The sequence below is a fragment of the Paenibacillus mellifer genome, assembly GCF_023195895.1.
Lineage (GTDB): Bacteria > Bacillota > Bacilli > Paenibacillales > Paenibacillaceae > Fontibacillus > Fontibacillus mellifer.
The window spans coordinates 1-22226 of the sequence record NZ_JALPRK010000015.1; the positions used below are offsets into that span (position 1 = coordinate 1).

General features: G+C 51.7%; 20 protein-coding genes and 1 pseudogene. 20 read left to right on the plus strand and 1 reads right to left on the minus strand.

Annotated elements, in window-relative coordinates; all coding sequences use genetic code 11:
* The 3 genes and pseudogenes from M0651_RS15515 to M0651_RS15525 all read left to right on the plus strand — a co-directional run.
* A pseudogene (locus M0651_RS15515) lies at window positions 1-732 on the plus strand (flagellar hook-length control protein FliK); the annotation flags it as partial.
* Window positions 729-1034, plus strand: a complete 306-nt coding sequence (locus tag M0651_RS15520; RefSeq protein ID WP_248552655.1) for an EscU/YscU/HrcU family type III secretion system export apparatus switch protein — start codon at window positions 729-731, stop codon at window positions 1032-1034. The pseudogene M0651_RS15515 and the gene M0651_RS15520, both read left to right, overlap by 4 nt.
* The gene (locus tag M0651_RS15525; protein ID WP_248552656.1) at window positions 1027-1419 is read left to right on the plus strand and encodes a YraN family protein; all 393 of its coding nucleotides are present in this window, start codon (window positions 1027-1029) and stop codon (window positions 1417-1419) included. Before M0651_RS15520 ends, M0651_RS15525 begins: the two co-directional genes overlap by 8 nt.
* Before the next feature lie 27 nt (window positions 1420-1446).
* Here M0651_RS15525 and M0651_RS15530 read toward each other — a convergent pair whose 3' ends face one another.
* Complete coding sequence (locus M0651_RS15530; protein ID WP_248552657.1) at window positions 1447-3066, minus strand: YifB family Mg chelatase-like AAA ATPase; 1620 nt, start codon at window positions 3064-3066, stop codon at window positions 1447-1449.
* A gap of 570 nt (window positions 3067-3636) precedes the next feature.
* Here M0651_RS15530 and sucC point away from each other — a divergent pair.
* From sucC to M0651_RS15615, 17 genes are all read left to right on the plus strand, one after another.
* Complete coding sequence (sucC, locus tag M0651_RS15535; protein ID WP_248552658.1) at window positions 3637-4797, plus strand: ADP-forming succinate--CoA ligase subunit beta; 1161 nt, start codon at window positions 3637-3639, stop codon at window positions 4795-4797.
* A gap of 49 nt (window positions 4798-4846) precedes the next feature.
* Window positions 4847-5776 (plus strand): succinate--CoA ligase subunit alpha, encoded by a 930-nt coding sequence (gene sucD, locus M0651_RS15540; protein ID WP_248552659.1) that lies wholly within the window; start codon window positions 4847-4849, stop codon window positions 5774-5776.
* Window positions 5777-5874: 98 nt separating this feature from the next.
* Window positions 5875-6966, plus strand: coding sequence for a DNA-processing protein DprA (gene dprA / locus M0651_RS15545; protein WP_248552660.1), 1092 nt, complete (start codon window positions 5875-5877; stop codon window positions 6964-6966).
* Between the two features lie 181 nt (window positions 6967-7147).
* Window positions 7148-9250: a type I DNA topoisomerase gene (gene topA, locus M0651_RS15550; RefSeq protein ID WP_248552661.1), complete on the plus strand. Its 2103-nt coding sequence runs from the start codon at window positions 7148-7150 to the stop codon at window positions 9248-9250.
* Between the two features lie 73 nt (window positions 9251-9323).
* Window positions 9324-10640 (plus strand): methylenetetrahydrofolate--tRNA-(uracil(54)-C(5))-methyltransferase (FADH(2)-oxidizing) TrmFO, encoded by a 1317-nt coding sequence (gene trmFO / locus M0651_RS15555; protein ID WP_248552662.1) that lies wholly within the window; start codon window positions 9324-9326, stop codon window positions 10638-10640.
* A 293-nt stretch (window positions 10641-10933) separates the two neighbouring features.
* Window positions 10934-11476 (plus strand): ATP-dependent protease subunit HslV, encoded by a 543-nt coding sequence (hslV, locus tag M0651_RS15560; RefSeq protein ID WP_059045370.1) that lies wholly within the window; start codon window positions 10934-10936, stop codon window positions 11474-11476.
* Between the two features lie 38 nt (window positions 11477-11514).
* Window positions 11515-12918, plus strand: a complete 1404-nt coding sequence (hslU, locus tag M0651_RS15565) for an ATP-dependent protease ATPase subunit HslU (protein WP_248552663.1) — start codon at window positions 11515-11517, stop codon at window positions 12916-12918.
* Between the two features lie 395 nt (window positions 12919-13313).
* Entirely contained in the window at window positions 13314-13721 is a 408-nt protein-coding gene (flgB, locus tag M0651_RS15570) for a flagellar basal body rod protein FlgB (protein ID WP_248552664.1), read from the plus strand.
* A gap of 6 nt (window positions 13722-13727) precedes the next feature.
* A complete protein-coding gene (flgC, locus tag M0651_RS15575; RefSeq protein ID WP_248552665.1) occupies window positions 13728-14177 on the plus strand; it encodes a flagellar basal body rod protein FlgC in 450 nt (149 codons plus the stop codon).
* A 43-nt stretch (window positions 14178-14220) separates the two neighbouring features.
* A complete protein-coding gene (fliE, locus tag M0651_RS15580; RefSeq protein ID WP_372490967.1) occupies window positions 14221-14529 on the plus strand; it encodes a flagellar hook-basal body complex protein FliE in 309 nt (102 codons plus the stop codon).
* A gap of 30 nt (window positions 14530-14559) precedes the next feature.
* The gene (gene fliF / locus M0651_RS15585) at window positions 14560-16143 is read left to right on the plus strand and encodes a flagellar basal-body MS-ring/collar protein FliF (protein WP_248552666.1); all 1584 of its coding nucleotides are present in this window, start codon (window positions 14560-14562) and stop codon (window positions 16141-16143) included.
* Window positions 16144-16154: 11 nt separating this feature from the next.
* Window positions 16155-17171, plus strand: a complete 1017-nt coding sequence (gene fliG, locus M0651_RS15590; protein WP_248552667.1) for a flagellar motor switch protein FliG — start codon at window positions 16155-16157, stop codon at window positions 17169-17171.
* Entirely contained in the window at window positions 17164-18018 is an 855-nt protein-coding gene (locus M0651_RS15595) for a FliH/SctL family protein (protein ID WP_248552668.1), read from the plus strand. The genes fliG and M0651_RS15595 overlap by 8 nt, the downstream gene beginning before the upstream one ends.
* Entirely contained in the window at window positions 17999-19318 is a 1320-nt protein-coding gene (gene fliI / locus M0651_RS15600) for a flagellar protein export ATPase FliI (protein ID WP_248552669.1), read from the plus strand. The genes M0651_RS15595 and fliI overlap by 20 nt, the downstream gene beginning before the upstream one ends.
* A gap of 10 nt (window positions 19319-19328) precedes the next feature.
* The gene (gene fliJ / locus M0651_RS15605) at window positions 19329-19772 is read left to right on the plus strand and encodes a flagellar export protein FliJ (protein ID WP_248552670.1); all 444 of its coding nucleotides are present in this window, start codon (window positions 19329-19331) and stop codon (window positions 19770-19772) included.
* A gap of 42 nt (window positions 19773-19814) precedes the next feature.
* Window positions 19815-20753, plus strand: coding sequence for a MotE family protein (locus M0651_RS15610; RefSeq protein ID WP_248552671.1), 939 nt, complete (start codon window positions 19815-19817; stop codon window positions 20751-20753).
* A gap of 41 nt (window positions 20754-20794) precedes the next feature.
* A complete protein-coding gene (locus tag M0651_RS15615; RefSeq protein ID WP_248552672.1) occupies window positions 20795-22225 on the plus strand; it encodes a flagellar hook-length control protein FliK in 1431 nt (476 codons plus the stop codon).
* The last annotated feature ends 1 nt before the right edge of the window (window position 22226 follow it).

The window sequence follows — 22226 nt, forward strand, 5'->3', positions numbered from 1 at the left end:
GCAGCGGCGGGCGGCGCAACCCCGGGCGAGGGGTTGACACCGCCCGGGAAAGACCCGGCCGCGCTGGCGGATGCGCGCGCGGGCCAAACCCCGGCGCAGCCGCCGGGCAGCGCCGATGAAGCCGCTGCCGTCGCCGCTGCTCGCAACAGCAGCGTCGGCGGCACACCGGCATCGGGCACGGCTGCGCACGAGACGCTGAAGGGCCTTCTCCTGCAGGTGATGGCCTCAGACGATCTGCCCGCGCCGCTCCAAGAGGCGGCGCGCCAGCTCGTCCAGCAGTTGACCGGACAGCAGCTGCTGCTCAATACGGACCGGACGGCGCCGTTCGCGCAGGTCACGATGTTCCTGCCCTTTATCGGTCCGGACGGTCGACAAACCGCCGCAGTACACATCGAGTCGCGGCGCGGACGCAAAGGCGAGCTGGATCCGGACAATTGCCGGCTGTGGTTCGATTTGCAGATGAAGGCGCTGGGTCAGATCATGGTGGACGTGCAGGTCGCCGACAAGAAAGTACTGCTCAAAATTTACAGTGAGAAGGAAGCGACCGGCGCTTTTCTCGAATCTCGTCAAGAAGAAGTGGGCCTGGCGTTAGAGAATGCGGGGTATCGGTTATTGTCGCTAAAGGCCGAACCTTTGATTCAACCAACGGGTGCGGAAGGCGCCGAGGCGGATTTCAGTCTGCCTATGTCTTATGCGCCTAGCGTATACAAAGGGGTGGATTACCGCGTATGAAGGAGAACCCGCATGCCTCCGACCTGGCTTTCAAAAAAGCGGTCGCTCTTAAATACGATCCAGGCCAGGGAGAAGCTCCGGTGGTCGTCGCCAAAGGCAAAGGACTAGTTGCGGATCAGATTTTGGACGCGGCCTTAGAACACGGGATTCCGATTCAAGAGGATGCCGCCTTGGTCGAGGTGTTGTCCAAGCTGGATCTGGACCAGCAGATTCCTACCGAATTGTACGACCTGGTAGCTGAAATTCTAACCTTTATTTATAGATCCGATAAAATGGCGGAAAGAGGGTTGTTCCTTGAGTAACCACGGTGTAAATGGGCGAAGAACGGACGATCGGAAGGATCGCGGCCGCAAAGCGGAACAAGCCGCTTGTGAGCACCTGTTATCGCAGGGGTATACCGTAGTGGAGCGAAATTGGCGTTGCCGTACTGGGGAAATTGATATCATCGCTCGTCAAGGGATTACGCTTGTCATCGTAGAAGTACGGAGCCGCAGCCAACAGGCTGCGGCTTTTGGCACGCCGGCTGAATCAATTACGGCTCGTAAAATCAAACAGGTTCGGGATACGGCCGCCGTTTATCTTCATCGTACAGGGTTATCTGACGCCAATATTCGCTTTGACGTGGTGGCCGTCACGTTTGGGAGAGACGAGGAGCTTGCGCTGGAGCATATTCAGGCTGCTTTCTAAGTCCCGTTGTCTCAATAGGTCATAGACTCATCCTGCAATCTCTTGCCGGCGATCCAACTGGCGATACTGGATGGCTTCCGCCACATGTTCGGCCCGGATACTCGTCTCCCCGTCCAAATCGGCGATGGTTCGGGATAACTTGATGATCCGGTCATAGGCCCGCATGCTGAGCCCCAGCGTTTCGAAGGAAACCTGCAGCAGCTTGGCGGCATCGGGGTTCAACGGGGCAAATCGGCGCAGCAGGCTGCCGTACAATTCGCTGTTCCGGCTGATTCGGCTCCCGTGATAGCGATCCTGTTGGATGCGCTCGGCCGCCATCACCTGGTCTCGCATCGCCGCAGAGCCCAGGGGCTGGGGATCCTCCTGCCAACGCTGAGGACGGGGGACTTCCACCTGCATATCGATCCGGTCCAACAACGGGCCGGATATTTTTTCGCGGTATTGGACGATACGCCAGGGGGTACAGGTGCACTGCGGCAACGGAGGTTCTGCGCCAAGATAGCCGCACGGGCAAGGATTTAAAGACCCTGCCAGCAGAAAATGAGCCGGGAAAGTGAACGACGCCCGGGAACGACTGATCGTGACGATGCGATCCTCCAGCGGTTGGCGCAGCACCTCCAGCACACCTCTGGAGAACTCTGGTAATTCGTCAAGGAACAGGACCCCATGGTGGGCGAGGCTGACTTCGCCTGGCTTTGGAATTCCGCCTCCTCCAATGAGGCCTCCGGCGGAGATCGTATGGTGCGGCGAACGGAAGGGGCGGCTCAGGATCAGCCCTTGCCCTGAGTCGTTGAGCTTGCCGGCGGAGCTATAAATTTTCGTGACTTCCAGCGATTCTTCCGACGTCAAGGGCGGCAGGATGGAAGGAAGCCTTTGTACCAGCATCGTTTTACCTGTGCCCGGCGGTCCGATTAGCACGATATTGTGAAATCCGGCGGCAGCAATCGTCAGTGCACGTTTGATATGCCTTTGGCCCAGAACATCGCTGTAATCGAGCAATGGGGGCATATCGGCCGTCGAACCCTGGGCTGTAGGTTTCTGCTCGAGGTGGTTTAATGTTTCAAGGACGAGCGGAGCTTGCCCCTCCTGCCCTTGGGTAGAACGCAGAGGGGGAAGAACGTTTGCTGTCTGGTGGATATCATCGGTTGCGGGAGGAGCCAGCTCGGAAAGATGGCCAAGGCTATAGACACGGATGCCTCCTAGCAGCAGGGCTTCTCCGGCATTATCCTGCGGGAGCAGAACTGCGCTAAAGCCGTCGCGCCGCGCCCGATCAACCATGGACAAGACACCGGGAACTGGCCGCAACGTCCCGTCGAGCGACAGCTCGCCGATGATGAGCAGTCGTTCCTCTGGCGGTAGTCTCACCTGATCACTTGCTGCCAGTAACGCAAGGGCAATGGCCAAATCGAAAGCGGAGCCCTCCTTGCGGAGATCGGCAGGCGCCAAATTGATCGTGACACGTTGTAGCGGAAAGCGATACCCGCAATTTTTGATCGCCGCCCGGACCCGGTCGACCGCTTCGCGGACCGCAGAGTCCGGCAAACCCACGATGCTAGTCTGAGGGATCCCACTGGATAAGTCGACTTCAACCTCGATCATGACGCCATCGATACCGTATAAGCAAGCGCTGTACAATTTTCCGTACATACCAAAAAACACCTCTTCCCATGTCGGTTTGGATCCTTGCTAAAGCAAGATCGGTTTGGAAAAAGGTGCTTCCTTATTCTCCCTGATAATGAAGTTACACGTATTCTAGGACGAAGTGCAACGATTGTCAAGTTTTCCGAAACCAAAGGGAATTCAGTAGAGGTAGCTTCTTTAACTCTATTAACTGACGGTGGGAGATATGGCAAGCGTGTATCTCACAAACTACGCATTCATCAGAATTGCCGGATTTTATCGAAATTCATCTCATGACGAGATACGTGAGTGAGAAATGAAATGTCTTCCTCGATGAATCCGGTTGAATGATGTCCTTTTATTCCAACTCTTTGAAGCTTTGAAAGCGGTTAACGAAAAATCGACCTTTCTACCTCTCGGCGTCACTTATTCATCTCAAAGTGAGATGAAAACGATATAAAAAAGTTGTGTATAAATCATGAACTTTTTAAGGTAAGCGTTTCAAAATAGTGGTACAATATTCTGGGTTTCAGCTGATGTTTTTGAGAAGGGGGACCACCCTCTAAATACCGCCTGTTGATAGGAGGATTTTTACGCATGAATATCCATGAATATCAAGGAAAAGAAGTCCTGAAGCAGTACGGCGTGGCCGTTCCTGAAGGACGTGTGGCGTTTACGGTCGAGGAAGCTGTGGAAGCGGCGGTAGCGCTGGAGACCCCGGTTGTCGTGGTCAAGGCGCAAATCCATGCCGGAGGCCGCGGTAAAGCCGGCGGCGTCAAAGTGGCGAAGAATTTGGATGAGGTCAGATCCTATGCCCAGGAAATCCTCGGCAAGGTATTGGTCACCCATCAGACGGGGCCAGAGGGCAAAGAAGTAAAGCGCCTCTTGATTGAGCAAGGCTGCGATATTAAGAAGGAGTACTACGTCGGTGTCGTTGTGGACCGAGGAACGGGCCAGGTGACGATGATGGCGTCCGAGGAAGGCGGCACGGAAATCGAAGAGGTTGCGGCGGCGACGCCGGAGAAAATTTTCAAAGAGGCGATCGATCCGGCCATCGGCTTGACGCCGTTCCAGGCGCGCCGGTTGGCATACGCTATTAACATTCCAAATGAATTGGTTGGCAAAGCCTCGCAGTTTATGTTGGCTTTATATGAAGCATTTGTGGACAAAGATTGCTCCATCGCGGAGATCAATCCGCTGGTTGTCACGGGTGACGGAAATGTGATGGCACTCGACGCGAAGCTCAATTTCGATTCCAACGCACTGTTCCGCCATAAGGATATTTTGGCATTGCGCGACTTGGAGGAAGAAGATGAGAAGGAGATTGAAGCCTCGAAGTTTGATCTCAGCTACATCGCACTGGATGGCAACATCGGCTGTATGGTCAATGGGGCGGGTCTCGCGATGGCAACAATGGACATCATCAAATATTACGGCGGTGACCCGGCTAACTTCCTGGACGTTGGGGGCGGCGCTACAGCTGAGAAGGTTACGGAAGCGTTCAAAATCATTTTGTCGGACGCCAAGGTGAAGGGCATTTTTGTCAACATTTTCGGCGGTATCATGAAATGTGACGTCATTGCTTCGGGTATCGTGGAAGCGGCGAAGCAGGTTGGTTTGGATCGCCCGCTCGTCGTGCGCCTGGAGGGAACGAACGTTGATTTGGGCAAACAGATTTTGGCCGAATCGGGACTTGCGATCGTCTCTGCGGACTCGATGGCGGATGGCGCACAGAAAATCGTAGCGCTCGTATCCTAACAGTCGTATTTAGAACGCAATCACCTATCCATAAGGGGAGGCTCGAAATATGAGTATTTTGGTCGATAAGAATACGAAGGTCATCACCCAGGGGATCACCGGGAAAACCGCGTTGTTCCACGCCAAAGGGGCGCTCGACTACGGCACGCAAATGGTCGGGGGAACGTCGCCGGGCAAGGGTGGTACGAAGGTGGACATCACCTTAGAGAGCGGCGAAACCGTCAGCCTGCCGGTATTCAACACGGTTGGCGAAGCTAAGGAAGCGACTGGCGCAACCGCCAGCGTCATTTATGTACCGCCGGCTTTTGCCGCGGATTCGATCCTGGAAGCCGTGGAAGCGGAATTGGATTTGGTTATTTGTATTACGGAAGGCATTCCGGTTCTTGATATGGTGAAAGTTAAACGTTATATGGAAGGAAAAAAGACGGTCCTGATCGGTCCGAACTGTCCGGGTGTGATCACGCCTGGCGAATGTAAGATCGGTATTATGCCGGGATATATCCATTTACCGGGCCATGTCGGCGTCGTATCGCGCAGCGGCACGTTGACGTACGAAGCGGTGCATCAGTTAACGACGCGTGGCATCGGTCAATCATCGGCGGTTGGCATCGGCGGGGATCCGGTGAAGGGTTCGGAGTTCATAGATATTTTGCGCCGTTTTAATGATGACGACGACACGCATGCTGTCATCATGATCGGGGAAATTGGCGGTACGGCCGAAGAAGAAGCCGCAGAATGGATCCAGAAGAACATGACGAAACCTGTCGTTGGATTTATCGGCGGCGTGACTGCGCCTCCGGGCAAACGGATGGGTCATGCCGGCGCGATTATTTCCGGGGGGAAAGGTACGGCGAAGGAAAAAATCGCCAAGCTGGAGTCCTGCGGTATTAAAGTGGCGCCAACCCCGTCCGAAATGGGCGCAACGCTTGTGAGTGTCCTGGAGGAGCGCGGCATTCTGAATTTGTGCACGACACATTGATCTTTATTTGATATAATCATTCGCAAAGGTAAGCAACCTTCTTAAGCCGAAAGCGGCTGGGAAGGTTGCTTTTTTTATTTCCAAGGAGGGATCAGGGAGTGGAGAAGAAGTGGGTATTGGTGGGGTTGCATGAATGCCCCGGGGTGGGGCATAAAACGCTGCAGCAAATTGTTGAATACAATGAGGATTGGGAGCATGCCCTAGAATTCACAGCTGCAGATTGGATGGAGCGAGGGCTGGACTCGGAGCTGGCGCTGCGTATGGCCGCACAGCTCACCGCCGAATGGATTGATGACAGACTGGAATTGCTCCATAGCAAGGGAATCCGGGTAATGACCCGATTGGATCCGGAGTATCCTATTCTAATGAAGGAGACCGCTCGGCCGCCATGGGTTTTGTATACCCTTGGAGATACACGATTGCTTCACAGCCTCTCCGTTGCGATGGTTGGTACGCGGCTGCCAACCGCCTATGGGCGGAAGGTAGCTACAGATTTGGCAGGAGAGCTTGCCTCTCGTGGAATCACCATCGTTAGCGGGATGGCCCGAGGGATCGACGGGGTATGCCACGAAGCGGCTTTGCTGGCGGGAGGGCCTACCTTGGCCGTGTTAGGCACCGCCATCGACGTCGCTTATCCTCCGGAGCATCTTTCGCTGTATCGCCGGATCGTCGAGCAGGGGCTCATCGTTTCAGAATATCCGATTGGCACGCCGGGCCATCCCGGGATGTTCCCGCAGCGGAACCGGATCATCGCAGGGATCAGCCGCGGCACCGTGGTTGTAGAAGCCGATGCTCGCAGCGGTTCGCTGATTACGGCGGATAGGGCGCTGGATGCCAATCGAGACTTGTTTGCCGTCCCTGGTCCGGTTACCTCGCCGAAAAGCCGGGGGACGTTGTCGCTGCTCAAGCAGGGGGCAGCCAAAATCGTCACCGAAGCCAAGGATATTTGGGAGGAGTATGAGGCCATTTTACCTGTTATTAATGTATCCAAAAAGGAAGCGGTAACAGGAAACAAGTTGACAGATGAGGAGCGACGCATATACCATATGTTGGAGCAGGGCATCACGAGTTTTGATGATTTGCTCTTGCAGACCGGGTGGGATTTTGGACTTTTACATTCAGTTCTGTTATCTTTAATCATGAAAAAAACGGCGGTTCAACTCCCCGGCTCCGTGTACCAGTTAATATAGTCCATTCCTAACCAAGAGTGGCCCGAATATATGACTATATGATAGGTAGTTCACAAAGCCATCTTTTGATCACGAAGTAATATCGTTTCAACCAACCTTCTCGGTGATGAAAAGCTGACTTTTTGAACTCAATTTTATTTTTTAAATGAAGTTTCGTATTGTTTGAGAGGAGGACGAACCTGTGGCGGATTCACTCGTCATCGTGGAATCGCCTGCCAAGGCGAAAACGATTGGCAAATACTTAGGTAGCAAATACATCGTGAAAGCCTCAATGGGTCATGTTCGCGATTTGCCCAAGAGCCAAATTGGGGTTGAAGTAGAGAACGACTTCAGTCCGAAGTATATTACGATCCGTGGGAAGGGTTCCGTATTAAAAGAATTAAAGGATGCCAGCAAAAAAGTAAAAAAAATCTATCTGGCGGCTGACCCCGATCGCGAAGGCGAAGCGATTGCCTGGCATCTGGCCCACGTTCTGGACGTGGATCAAACGGAAACATGCCGCGTCGTATTTAATGAAATTACGAAGCAAGCGGTGAAAGATGCGTTCAAGACCCCACGTCAGATCAACATGGATCTTGTGAACGCGCAGCAAGCCAGACGGATTCTGGATCGGTTGGTTGGTTACAAGGTCAGCCCGCTGCTTTGGAAGAAGATCAAAAAAGGGATGTCGTTTGGCCGCGTACAATCGGTTGCGTTGAAAATCATCTTGGATCGGGAGAACGAAATTTCCGAATTTGTTCCGGAAGAGTACTGGAGCATTACAGCGAAGCTGAAAACCGGAGATTCTGCGTTCGAAGCGAAGTTTCACCAGTTCCAAGGCCAAAAGCTGGAGCTGCAAAGCGAACAGCAGGTTCAGGAAATCCTGAAATCGATGGAGAAAGCGAAGTTTAGCGTGGCCGAAGTGAAGGAGAAAGAACGCCTCCGCCATCCGGCTGCGCCGTTTACGACTAGCTCCCTGCAACAGGAGGCTGCCCGTAAGTTAAATTTCCGCGCAGCGAAGACGATGTCCGTCGCTCAGCAGCTCTATGAGGGGGTTGACCTCGGCAAAGAGGGAACCGTTGGTCTGATTACCTATATGCGTACGGACTCAACGCGAATTGCCGCCTCGGCTCAAGAGGAAGCGAAGGAATATATCCTGGGTAAATTCGGTGAGGCCTTTGCACCTGAAACGCCGCGTCAGTATTCCAAAAAAGCGGCCAGCGCACAGGATGCTCACGAAGCGATTCGTCCTACATCAGCGATGCGCGACCCGGAATCCGTTAAGGAATTTACCAGCCGGGACCAATACCGGTTGTATAAATTAATTTGGGATCGATTTATGGCCAGCCAGATGACATCTGCTGTGCTGGACACGTTGTCGGTCGATATTGCTGTAGGTGAAGCGACCTTCCGCGCGGTAGGTTCGAAGATTCGTTTCCCTGGTTTCATGAAGGTGTACGTGGAAGGCAACGACGATGGGAACGCCAATGAGGATGATAAGTTCTTGCCGCCGCTGCAAAAAGGGGAAGTGTTGGTTAAAGAATCAATTGAACCGAAACAGCATTTCACCCAACCACCGCCGCGTTACACCGAGGCACGTTTGGTCAAAACGCTGGAGGAGCTGGGGATCGGACGCCCAAGTACGTATGCGCCTACCCTGGAGACGATTCAAAAACGCGGCTACGTGGCCATCGAAGAGAAGAAATTCATGCCTACTGAGCTAGGCGAGCTCCTTATTGAGCAGACCGAACAGTTCTTCCCGGAGATCCTTGACGTTGAGTTTACCGCTCATATGGAGGAGGACCTTGACCATGTCGAGGAGGGCTCCGAGGATTGGGTGCGGGTGCTTGGCGAATTTTATGAATCGTTCGAGAAGCGGCTTCGCGTTGCTGAAGAAGAAATGAAGGAAGTCGAAATCGAAGACGAAGTTTCTGATGAAATTTGCGAAAAATGCGGGAAACCGATGGTGTATAAATTGGGACGCTTCGGGAAATTCCTGGCCTGCTCCGGATTTCCAGATTGCCGTAATACCAAACCGATCGTCAAGGATATCGGCGTCACCTGCCCGAAATGTAAAGAGGGCCATGTCGTAGAACGCCGGAGCAAAAAGGGACGTGTCTTCTATGGCTGCGACCGTTATCCGGAGTGCGATTTCGTTTCGTGGGATAAACCATCGCCGAAGCCTTGTCCGAAGTGTGGTTCCCTGCTTGTGGAGAAACGGAACAAGCAAGGCGGCAAACTGCAATGTACGGCTTGCGACTTCGTGGAAGCGATCGAGGACAACGATGACGGTACGGATGATTAAGAGATAAGTCTTGTAAGGATTTGCGGATATCGACAACTTAGAAACTCAGCAAGGATTTTGGGGGGATTAGAGAATGACGAATAAAGTAACGGTCATTGGCGCGGGACTGGCCGGCAGTGAAGCGGCTTGGCAGATCGCGAGTCGAGGAATCCCCGTGGTCTTATACGAGATGCGTCCGGTGGTCAAAACCCCGGCGCATCATACCGATAAATTTGCCGAGCTGGTCTGCAGCAACTCGTTGCGGGCCAATGGATTAACAAACGCGGTTGGTGTTCTCAAGGAAGAGATGCGGATGCTAAACTCGCTGGTGCTTGGCGCGGCGGACCGTAACGCGGTACCTGCCGGCGGGGCGCTCGCGGTTGACCGGGACGGTTTCTCCGGGGAAATTACCCGTACGCTCAGAGAGCACCCGCTGATCGAAGTGGTGAATGAGGAGCTCAAGGAGATTCCGTCAGAAGGGATCGTCGTCATTGCGACAGGTCCACTGACGTCTCCTGCTTTATCGGAGCAGATCCGGCGTTTGACCGGTGAGGACTATTTTTACTTCTACGATGCGGCTGCTCCAATTGTGGAGAAAGAATCGATCGATATGAATAAAGTGTACTTAGCTTCACGGTATGACAAAGGCGAAGCGGCTTACCTCAATTGCCCGATGACAGAAGAGGAATTCGACGCTTTCTATGACGCGTTAATCAACGCGGAAGTGGCGCAGTTGAAAGACTTCGAGAAGGAAGTGTATTTCGAAGGCTGTATGCCGATCGAAATCATGATGCGCCGAGGCAAGCAGACCGCACTGTTCGGGCCGATGAAGCCGGTTGGACTCATGAACCCGCATACGGGTAAGTTGCCGCACGCTGTCGTGCAGCTGCGCCAGGATAACGCGGCCGGCACCTTGTACAACCTGGTAGGCTTCCAGACCCACCTGAAATGGGGCGAGCAAAAACGCGTCTTCTCCATGATCCCGGGTCTCGAAAATGCCGAGTTCGTCCGCTATGGCGTGATGCACCGCAACACGTTCATCAACTCGCCGAAGCTGATGATGCCAACGTATCAGTTGAAGGCTCGGCCGACGTTGTTCTTCGCCGGTCAGATGACCGGCGTTGAAGGCTACGTCGAGTCTGCCGCGTCCGGCTTGATCGCCGGGATTAACGCCGCTCGTGCCGCCGCCGATACCGAAGGGATCGTCTTCCCTGAGGATACGACGCTCGGCAGCATGGCGCGGTACATCACTACCGCGGACTTCGAGCACTTTCAGCCGATGAACGCTAACTTCGGTTTATTCCCTAAGCTAGACACCCGCTACCGCAAGAAAGCGGAGAAAAACGAAGCGCTCGCTCATCGCGCGCTCAATAGCTTGCGAGCCTTTATGGCAGAAGAACGGTTGGGTTAAACCACCGTTTTTTTGCAATCTAGGGGGGAAACGGGTTATGCTGAAAGCAAGGATACTCATACACATAGAATTAGCCCAATAAAGCAGAACGTAAGCGATTCCCGAAGGGAAAGCGTTCCACGCACGTAGTTAAGCGCATCCCCGCCGGGGACAGCGAGAAGGAGCGCCTCAGTCGATCCCACGTTCTTCCCTTTGCGGGAGTCCAGAGGGCAGCAGGCCCTCGGGCGCCCTCCCTTACGGTAAGGGAGGGATGGGGAGGGTTGAGATTCAAGAAAGGAAGTGCTAAACCACTCATGGATCTATCTTTTCACGCCACGACGATCTGCGCCGTACGCCATAATGGCAAAGGAGCCATTGCCGGGGATGGCCAAGTCACATTTGGGCAGAACGTCGTGATGAAGCAGACGGCGAAGAAAGTCCGTCGGTTGTATCGTGGGCAAGTGGTCGCCGGTTTTGCCGGTTCGGTTGCTGACGCCATCACGTTATTCGAGAAATTCGAGGGGAAACTGGAGGAGCACCAAGGCAACTTGCAGAGAGCGGCCGTGGAACTGGCCAAGGATTGGCGGCAGGATCGCGTGCTGCGCAAGCTGGAGGCTCTGATGATCGTCATGGACAAATCCGGGATGCTGCTGATTTCCGGCGGCGGGGAAATCATCGAACCGGATGATGATGTACTGGCGATCGGGTCAGGTGGTAATTTCGCGCTGTCGGCGGCAAGGGCGCTTAAACGCCATGGCCAGGGTCTTGAAGCCAAAGATATCGCTCGGGAATCCCTTCAGATTGCATCGGAAATTTGCGTCTATACCAACAATAACATTATTGTTGAGGAGCTTTAAGATTCCGTTGAAACTATCGTGTTCAGGGGGGACGAATCATGACCGATAAAAATTTAACGCCAAGACAAATCGTGGCTGAACTGGATAAATACATTGTAGGGCAAAAACAAGCGAAGAAATCAGTAGCTGTCGCTTTGCGGAACCGGTACCGGCGTAGTCTTCTCCGGGAAGAGGTTCAAGACGAAATCGTCCCGAAGAACATTCTAATGATCGGGCCGACCGGGGTAGGGAAAACGGAAATTGCCCGCCGGCTCGCTAAACTCGTCGGCGCCCCTTTTATTAAAGTGGAGGCAACGAAGTTCACTGAAGTCGGATATGTAGGTCGCGACGTCGAGTCGATGGTGCGTGATCTGATTGAAACGGCGATCCGTACGGTGAAGCTGGAGCGTACCGAGAAAGTGAAAGACAAAGCGGAAGAGCTGGCGAATGAACGTCTGGTTCACATACTGGTTCCTTCCGAGAACAAAACCAAAGGGGTACGTAATCCTTTTGAAATGTTATTCGGAGGCGGTAACGGAAACGGCACTCCTGCCCAAGAGCAGCCAGAAGAAGACGGTACGTTGACTGAACGTCGTCGCCAAGTCCGTTTCAAATTGCTGGCGGGGCAAATGGAGAATGATATCGTAGAAGTCGAAGTAGAGGACAATGCGCCAACGATGATGGATATGTTCGCCGGTCAAGGGAACGACCAACTTGGCATGAGTATGCAGGAAATGTTCGGCAGTCTGCTGCCGAAGCGGACCAAGAAGAGAAAATTGGCGGTCAAAGAAGCGCGTAAGGTATTAACCCAGGAGGAAGCCGCTAAGCTGATCGATCAGGATGATTTGATTCAAGAAGCGGTCACGCGAGCGGAGCAAACCGGGATCATCTTTATTGACGAAATCGATAAGGTTGCCAGTCGTGGTCAGGGCTCGGGGCCGGACGTTTCCCGCGAGGGCGTACAACGCGATATTCTGCCGATCGTGGAAGGTTCAACGGTCATGACTAAATATGGTCCGATTAAAACCGACTACATTTTGTTTATCGCCGCGGGGGCTTTCCATATTGCCAAGCCATCCGATTTGATCCCCGAGCTGCAAGGACGTTTTCCAATTCGGGTTGAGCTCAGCAGTTTGACGCTGGAGGATTTTGTGTCGATCTTGACGGAGCCGGAGAACGCTCTGACCAAACAGTACATTGAGCTGCTGCGTACGGAGAATTTGGAAATTGAGTTCTCGGATGCAGCGATTCATGAAATCGCCCGTATTGCGGCTTCGGTCAATACGAATACCGAGAACATCGGGGCGCGACGGCTGCATACCATTCTTGAAAAGTTGCTGGAGGATCTGTCTTTCGAAGCTCCAGAGCTGACGCTTGAGAAAATGGTGATCACTCCGGAATACGTAAAGGAAAAACTAGGAAATATTGCCCAGGATCGAGACCTTAGTCAATTTATTTTGTAAATTTAGGCGATCCTTGTTCATTTTTCACATTACTGACAAAATTCAGGCCACTTCGCCATTATAGGCGGGTGGTCTTTTTAATTCCCAGAAAGGTGATTGATTTTAATAGAATTGGATTTTTGTTGGCTTTTGACGATTAATATGTAAAATTTACATTTTTAGACAAAAACAATGTCAAAGTATTGAAAGATAGGGCTTTTTTCTTATTGTAATAATGTCGAATCTCCTTGAAACTTAGGATATATGACATTAGATAACAGGTTTCTTGTCTAGGACGTAAGAAAGACATGAAGAAAGACAATAATTAGCAAAAAAATGTCGAAAAAAGAGGATTTATCTTTTGTTTGTAGAATCATTAATGATTAAGATCTTATGAGCCTAAGGGGGGAACTAAAGTGCAGTTGTTGAATGGGGTTGGATTTGACAGGCTTGATACCGCGATCCAGGCCGCCAATCTTCGGCAAGGGGTTATCTCCAATAATATTGCGAACGTAGACACCCCTTATTTTAAAAGATCCAGCGTGTCATTCGAAGGCATGCTGCAAGCAGAAATGAACAACGGTATGCCGGCGATCCAAGGAAAGAGAACAAACGCAAGGCATTTCGTTATAGGTCCAACGAACGAGGTTCCTGAACCAACAGTAAGTACCGATCAAAGTACGGCAATGAACAACAACCAGAATAACGTCGATATCGACAGTGAAATGACGAAACTTGCCGAAAACCAACTTAGATATAACGCATATATCGAACAAATGAACTATTTGATTAAGATGAAACGTACTGCTGTGGAAGGGAGATAATCGGTATTGAAGATTAATGATAGTTTTGGGATTAGTTCTTCCGCATTAACCGCACAACGTCTTCGTATGGATGTGATTTCCTCCAACATCGCCAATGCCGAGACGACCCGGGCCAGGATTGAAGACGGTAAAGCTGTTCCATACCGGCGCAAGACGGTTGTGATGGCACCTAAAGAAATGGATTTTGATAGTGCCTTGAATTCGGCCATGGGCAAGGATTCAAGCAGCCAAGGGGTAAAAATCACGAAAATTCAAGAAGATGCCTCGCCTTTTAAACCGGTTTACAACCCGACACACCCTGATGCAGATAGTGAAGGGTATGTCTATATGCCGAATGTCGATATTTTAAAAGAAATGGTAGATATGATTTCGGCAACCCGCTCTTATGAAGCTAACGTTACGGCGATTAACGCCAGCAAAGCGATGTTCACCAAAGCCTTGCAAATCGGAAAATAAACTAGAAATAGATTACTTAATTCGTAGTTAGGAGTGTTGCACGTTGATCGAGAGAATGAGTTTTGACTCCTTAAAGCCGGTAACAGGGATGCAAACATCCGGCAATGCGCAGAATCTCACGCCTGCGGAATCCATGAAGCAATTCAGTTCTTTTTTGAGTGATGCGCTGGACGGGGTCGCTGCACAGGAAACTAATGCACAACAGGTTAATAACCAGTTTCTATTAGGAAAAGTAAATGCCGACGAGATGATGATCGCCTCGGAGCAAGCCTTGTTAAGTTTGCAGTTGACTACGCAAGTCCGGAATAAAGTGATAGAAGCTTATCAAGAGATTATGCGTACGCAAATTTAAGGACTGAACATGCTCGGATGAGGTGACATTGTGAATGAGAGAATTACACAGTACCGGGATCGAATGCTAGGGTACTGGAACCAATTTGGCAAAAAACAGAAAACATTTATTATCGCAACGGTAACTTTTGCATTGCTCGCCATCATCCTGCTAACGATCCAATTTTCCAAAACGGAATATGACGTGGCATTTACGGGCTTGGATTCGACTGATGCGGCTGGGATTATCAATTACCTGGAATCCGGCGGGGTTCCCTACAAACTGGGACCGGATGGCTCAACGATTTCGGTACCTAGCAAAGATGCCGCGCGCGTCAAGGTAGATGTTGGCTCGCAAGGGATTGTGCAGAACGGGTCCATTGGATTGGAAGCCTTTAATGAGAGTTCTTCCCTGATTGGCATGACCGACAATGAATTTAGCGTGAAGTATAAGACCGCCATCAATGGCGAAGTTGAAAAATTGCTGAAGCGCATGCAGGGAATCAACGACGCTAAGGTGCTTCTCAACCTTCCGACGGAGAATGTGTTCGCCAGCCCGGAGGATCAGGAGAAGGCGTCGGCTTCGATCGTCCTCTCGTTTAAGCCGGGGTACCGGCCTAATCAGGAAGCCGTCGACGGATACTTTAATTTGGTAAAGACCTCGGTTCCAAATTTGCCGGTGGAGAACATCTCGCTCTCGTCGAGTGACGACACGGTATTGTTACCAAGTGGACAAGGTGGAGCAACGGGTTCCTTAACCACCGCAGTTCAGGAGAACATGGCGCTGCAGAAGAAATTCGAAAGCGATGTTCGCCAAAGCGTAAAGCAATTTCTCTCCCGTTTGACCGGTCCGGACAAAATTGAGGTGCTGGTTGCTTCTAAGCTGAATTTCGACCAGGTCAGTCAGAAGGATAATCTTGTTACTCCGGTGGATACCGAAAATATGAAAGGTATCGAGATCAGCGCTCAAAAAGTGCAGAAGAGCTATACCGGAGCAGCTAGTCCATCTAGCGGCGTTCCTGGGACCGGTGAAGAAGATGTCGTCAATTATCCTTCGGCAGAAACAAATGGGGGATCGTCTTCGGAAGAAAGCTCGTCGACGATCAACTACGAAGTTAATCGGATTACGAAGGATATTATCGCTAGTCCATACGTTATTAAGGATTTAACCATCAATGTTGCTGTTGAACCACCTGTAGGTCAAGATACTCTGGATGAGAATACCCAAGCCGCGATTGAAAATATCTTAAAAAACATCGTAGGCTCCTACTTGGCGGATTCGGGTACTACTTATACAGACGAAGATTTGCAGAGAAAAGTTTCAGTGTTGTCTCAGCCATTCCATTCGGACGCTACCCAAACCAGCGGTTTGAGTTTGTCGAGCCCGTTGGTATGGGGTGTGGGGGGCGCGGCTCTGCTTGCACTGGCAGGACTCGGAATCGTCTTGTTCCGCCGCCGCAAGCAAACGACAGAAGAGGAAGAAGAACTTGCTTTGCCTCTTACGCCGGAGTTCCCGTCCATTAATTTGGATACAGTCACGAATGAAAACCAAGTGCGCAAACAACTGGAAACGTTGGCCAAGAAGAAGCCTGACGAATTCGTTAACTTGCTTCGCACCTGGCTGGCTGATGAATAGAGGTGAACGCATTGTCAAAAACATCGACCCCGGGGTTAAGCGGGAAACAGAAGGCCGCTATATTGTTGATTACATTAGGACCCGAAGTGTCTGCGCAAATTTTCAAGCACCTGCGCGACGATGAAATCGAGCAACTTACGCTGGAGATCGCTAACGTCCGCAAAGTAGATAGCACGGAAAAAGAAATGATCATGGCTGAATTCCATCAGATCTGTCTGGCGCAGGAATATATCACCCAGGGCGGTATTAATTACGCCAAGGAAATTCTGGAGAAAGCATTGGGGCAATCGAAGGCGGTGGATATCATCAACCGCCTGACGGCAACGTTGCAGGTTCGGCCATTTGATTTCGCCCGCAAAGCGGATCCGAATCAAATTCTTAACTTTATCCAGAACGAAAACGCACAAACGATCGCTTTGGTTTTGTCCTACTTGCAATTCGATCAAGCGGCCGCGATCCTGTCTTCGCTCCCGCAGGAGAAACAAGCGGAGGTTGCCAGAAGAATCGCGGTCATGGACAGTACGTCGCCGGAGGTCATCTCTCAGGTCGAACGTGTGCTGGAGCAGAAGCTCTCCGCAACGGTAACCCAGGATTACACCAGCGCAGGCGGTATCGAGTCCATCGTACAGATCTTGAATGGGGTCGACCGGGGAACGGAAAGAACCATCCTCGATTCGCTGGAAATCCAGGATCCCGAACTGGCCGAAGAAATCAAAAAACGGATGTTCGTCTTCGAGGATATCGTCAACATCGACAATCGTTCGATCCAACGGATTATCCGCGATATCGAGAACGCCGACTTACAGTTGGCCCTCAAAGTGGCCAGCGAAGAAGTTCGCGAAGCGGTCTTCCGCAACATGTCGAAGCGGATGTCCGAGACATTCAAGGAAGAAATGGAATTCATGGGACCTGTGCGGCTGCGTGATGTGGAAGAAGCACAAACTCGCATCGTAGCCACGATCCGCAGACTGGAAGAAGCTGGTGAGATCATTATCGCCCGCGGCGGAGGAGATGACATCATTGTCTAATTTGATCAAGGTGTCTCAATACGTACCGGTCGAAATCTTAAAACAATTGAATCTAGCCAAAGTTCATACGTCTTCTGAGGACGCATCTTCAACTGAAATCGAGAAATCCACCGTTCCTAGTCCCTCTGTTGAGGATCTTGCCGCAGAGGAAACTAGACGGCAAATGCTGACCGATGCCAAGGAGTTTGCCGAACGCCAGGTCAGAGAGGGGGCGGAGCAAGCGGAACGCATGTTAGCCGAAGCCCGCGAGCAAATCGAAGCCTGGTGGCAGGAGCGTCGTGAACAGGATGAGCATATGATCGAGGCTTTGAAGGCCGAGGGCTTCAGCCAGGGTTATGAGGAAGGGAAGACACAAGCCGAAGAAACGATGCGGTTACGAATCGACGAGATGATGAACGAAGCCGGTTCGGTGCTGCAACAAGCCTATGTCGAGAAAGAACGCATCATTCAGGAAGCGGAGCCGTTTGTGGTCGAATTAAGCTGCGCAATTGCCGAGAAAATCATCGACAAGCAGCTTGAGTTGGAGCCAAATTATGCAATGGACCTGATCAAGAAGAGCCTAGCTCGCAAACGCGAGCAGGGAATCTTGACGTTGTGCGTTTCGCCTAGCGATTTTGCCTTCGTTCAGGCGGCCCGGGAAGAACTGAGCCTTGCCATCGATTCGCAGGCTGAGCTTCAGATCTTGCCGGATCCAACTGTAAAGGATCGCGGCTGCGTTATTCGCTCCTCCTTCGGTAGCGTTGACGCCAGAATCGACACCCAGTTGTCGGAGATTAAAAAAGAACTATTGCGGGTTTCTCTGCAAACAGAGGAGCGGGGTCAAGCGAATGACGATGTTGAATGCTGAACGTTATATCGATCACCTAAGGCAGCTTGATCCGATCCGAATCAATGGGAAAGTGACGCAAGTCATCGGGTTGATGGTGGAATCCGAAGGCCCGGACGCCAGTATTGGCGATCTGTGTTATATCTATCCCAGTAAGGCCGCGCAACCCCTTCAGGCCGAAGTAGTTGGGTTTCGTGATAACAAGGTGCTGCTCATGCCGCTTGGAGAGCTGCAAGCGATTGGTCCCGGGTGTGATGTCGTCGGGACGGGGAAGCCGCTGACCGTTCAGGTAGGATCCGAGTTGCTCGGCAAGGTGCTGGATGGCTTGGGCCAACCGCTGGACGGGTCATTGTTGCCTTCGCGGATGGGCCATTATTCAACCTACAATAAGCCGATGAATCCGTTGAATCGTCCGCGAGTTGCCGAACCAATTGGCATCGGGGTGCGAGCCATCGATGGTCTGTTAACGATCGGCAAAGGCCAGCGGGTCGGGATCTTCGCCGGCTCGGGGGTCGGGAAGAGTACGTTGATGGGCATGATCGCCCGTAACACTTCGGCGGACGTTAACGTGATCGCGCTTGTCGGAGAACGGGGACGTGAAGTGCTTGATTTCATTGAACGGGACCTCGGACCCGAAGGCTTGGAACGTTCTGTTGTTGTCGTAGCCACCTCCGATCAACCGGCATTGATCCGGATGAAGGGGGCATTGATTGCAACGACAATCGCTGAGTACTTCCGCGATCGTGGTCTTAACGTCATGCTGATGATGGATTCCGTCACCCGTTATGCAATGGCGCTGCGCGAGGTGGGATTAGCGGTTGGAGAACCGCCCGCCATGCGCGGATATACGCCTTCCGTCTTCGCTGCCTTACCGAAGCTGATGGAGCGTGCAGGGACTGGACCAGCTGGCTCGATTACCGCTTTCTACACCGTGCTGGTTGACGGTGATGATATGAATGAACCGATTGCCGACGCCGTCCGAGGCATTTTGGATGGGCATATCGTCCTGAATCGCGGGATCGCGAATAAAGGACATTTTCCCGCGATTGATATTCTGGCCAGCATTAGCCGGGTGATGAAGGATATCGTGACGGATGAGCAAAATGAAGCGGCCGAGAATCTGAAGCGGTTGATGGCCGTTTATAAGGATTCTGAGGATTTGATTAATATCGGTGCGTATCAACCGGGCTCTAACGTGGACATCGATGAAGCGATCGGCGCGATCCAAGAGATATGGAACTTTACGAAACAGAAGGTCAACGAGAAAGTGAAGCTCACCGAAGTTCAGGAACGGCTAATTTCCGAATTCGCAAGGAGATGAAACGTAAAGCATGAAGTTCCGTTACGTCTATCAAAAAGTAGTAGATTTGAAATCCAACGAAAAGACGCAGGCCGAGTGGATGTTGTCCGCTGCCGTTGGCGAGCTGCAGTCGGAACAACGTTCGCTGGAGCAGTTATTGGAGGAGAAAGCCAGTATCGCTGCGGTGATCGCAGTCGAAGCAGAGAATACAGCCTCCATGATCAAACTGCAGGAACTTCAACGATATATGGGCTTCATCGACAAAGCGATCGAACGAAAGTTATCCGACATTCGCGTAGCTGAACAGAAGGTAGAACACAAGAAGATGGTATTAAAGGGAAAAATGCTGGACGAGAAGGTATGGCTTAAAGCGAAAGAGAAAGCCATGGACAAATTTCAGCACGATATGCTTCTTCGGGAACAAAACGAGCTGGATGAAATGGCCACGGTCCGGTTCGCCATGAGAGCCCGATAAAGAAGGCGGGCGCCCATACGGTTGTTCGAAGGAGGGAAAGAGATGGCAAAAACAGTGCTTGATGAGGAATTGGAAGAAGAATCGGGGGGCGGATTTTCGCGTTTTCTATTCTTTATGACCCCTATTCTTTTTACAGTAGTGCTGTTAGGCGTTCTATTAACATTATTCAACATAGACTTCCGTAATACGCTGTTCGATTTAGGAAACCGGATTCCCGTTGTGAAGAACCTGGTCCCGGATCCTGAACCCCCCGAAGGCGAGATGAAGCAAGTCGAGGAGGAAGAACAGAAACAGCAGGAGAGTACTGACGCCACCGTGAAAGAGCTCAAGGATCAGCTTGCCAAGCAGCAGGCAGAACTGCAAACGGCGAATCAAGAAGCAGCTCAGCAGCAAGAGAAGGTCAAGGAACTGCAGGATCAGCTTACCAGCGTTCAACAGCAGGAGAAGGACCAACAGCAATCGGAGGAAGCGGAAGCCTACCTGAAGGAAGTTAAGAAGCTGGCCAATCTTTATGCGGAAATGAGCCCGAGCAAAGCGGCGGCGATCTTCGATAAGCTGTCTACGGAAGAGACGCTGCAAATGCTGAGTGTGATGGGGAATGAGAGTAAAGTGGCCATTTTGGAAAAGATGGATCCGCAGAAAGCAGCCGATATTTCGATAAAGCTAAAGGATGTCAATACGTCTGAGGATTTGGCAATCGCCGCATTGCAGTCCAGACTGAAGATGGAATCGGCCGCGGATGCAGCCGCTACTACAACAGGAACAGGTTTGGATGATGCGGAGCTTAGTCAGACATTCTCATCGATGGCTGCGGCAGATGCCGCTAAACTCATCCTTCAAACGTATAAGCTGAGTCCGGAAAAGGGACTTAAGATCATGAAATCGGTAAACGGAGCCACTCGATCGAAAATTTTGGCAGAAATGGCGAAGGCTGATGAGAAGACATCGGTGAAGATCTTGAATCAGCTGGTAAGCAAGTAAATGCGGACAGGAAAGTTCCCTTGAAAGGAGGTGAGAACAAGATGAATCAAACCGTAACCCAAGTAAATGGAAATAAAGCGGGATCTGTTCAGTCGTTATGGTATGGAGCGACAGGTAAAACAGAAGCAAGCCCCAATGCGGCATTGTCCTTTGATCAGAAACTTCTCTCCATGCTTCTCGGCAACGCCCAGCCGCAGGAAGGACAAACTTCTGCCCAGCTCTTGACCTTGGTTGGAGTACAGAAGGGTGCAGATGCTGTGCCTACCGATGCAACGGACAGTACGCTGGCGGCCATGATTGAAGGCTTGCTGCAGCAGTTGCCTAAACTGGACGAAGCGCTTCAAGCGGACCCTTCGTTGATGGCGGCACTGCAAGGCTGGCTGCAAAATGTGCAAACCTTATTGCAGCAGACGAACACACCTCAAATGGCGGGAACGGTGGCTGAGGAAACTAATGTGCTGCCGACGCTGGCGCAGCAACCAGAGACGATGCGTTTTGCAGTACAGGATGCATTAGTGCAATTGTTGGCAGCTGCGGGATCGAATGCGGATGCCGCTAAGTTAACAGCGAGTGCACAAGAGCAAGCCGGAGCTATGCTGGATATGCTGCAAGGGGTGCTGGATTCACTGCCCGAAACTGTCGAAACGAAGCTGAATGGCGGGAAAGGAACCGAATCGGTTGGAGGATTACACCCACGAGTCCTTATGGCAGATCAAGGCAATGGAGCTAATCCGCAAGGCAGCTTTGGCCAAAACGGCGATACGCTGAACCAAGGGAATCCACAAACAGCTCAACACAGCACTAAAACAGGGATCAACACGGCTGCGGTTCACGCCTTTAGCTCGGTGCATGAGAGCGATACGGCCGTAGACGGCTTAACAGTCGCACCTAGTGAACAAGAGGATTCCGTACCAACGGGACAAATCGTGACAGCTGGACAACTTGCGATTCGGGATAGCGGCATTATCACCACAAAACATGTAGCTAGACCAGTTCCAGTTGAGCAATTCGCTAAGGAAATGAGCGGATTCCTGGTTAGCAAGCTGGATATCGTGAATTTGAAAGGCGTGTCTGAGGCGAAAATTTCGCTTTACCCAGAGCATTTGGGACAAGTTGACGTGCGAATTACAATGCAAAACGGACAGCTAACCGCTCAATTCATGACGGAGCACGCTTTTGCCAAGGAATCGTTGGAGCAGCAAATGGCGCAACTGAGAACGGCGCTTCAGTCCCAGGGTCTTCAGGTGAACAAATTGGAAGTTACGCAAAACACGTCATTGTCGTCCCATATGTACCATGATGGTCGGCAATCCGGCAGTGGAGCGGGGCAACAGCAAAGTGAAAAACGCCGTCCATTGGTGGAGGACGATACCCTGGCCATTCACGATATAAATGAGGAATGGAATGAGTGGGTCGCCGAGGTTAGAGCCAAGGAACAGAACTACGGCAGTTCCTTTGTCGCCAGAGCCTAAA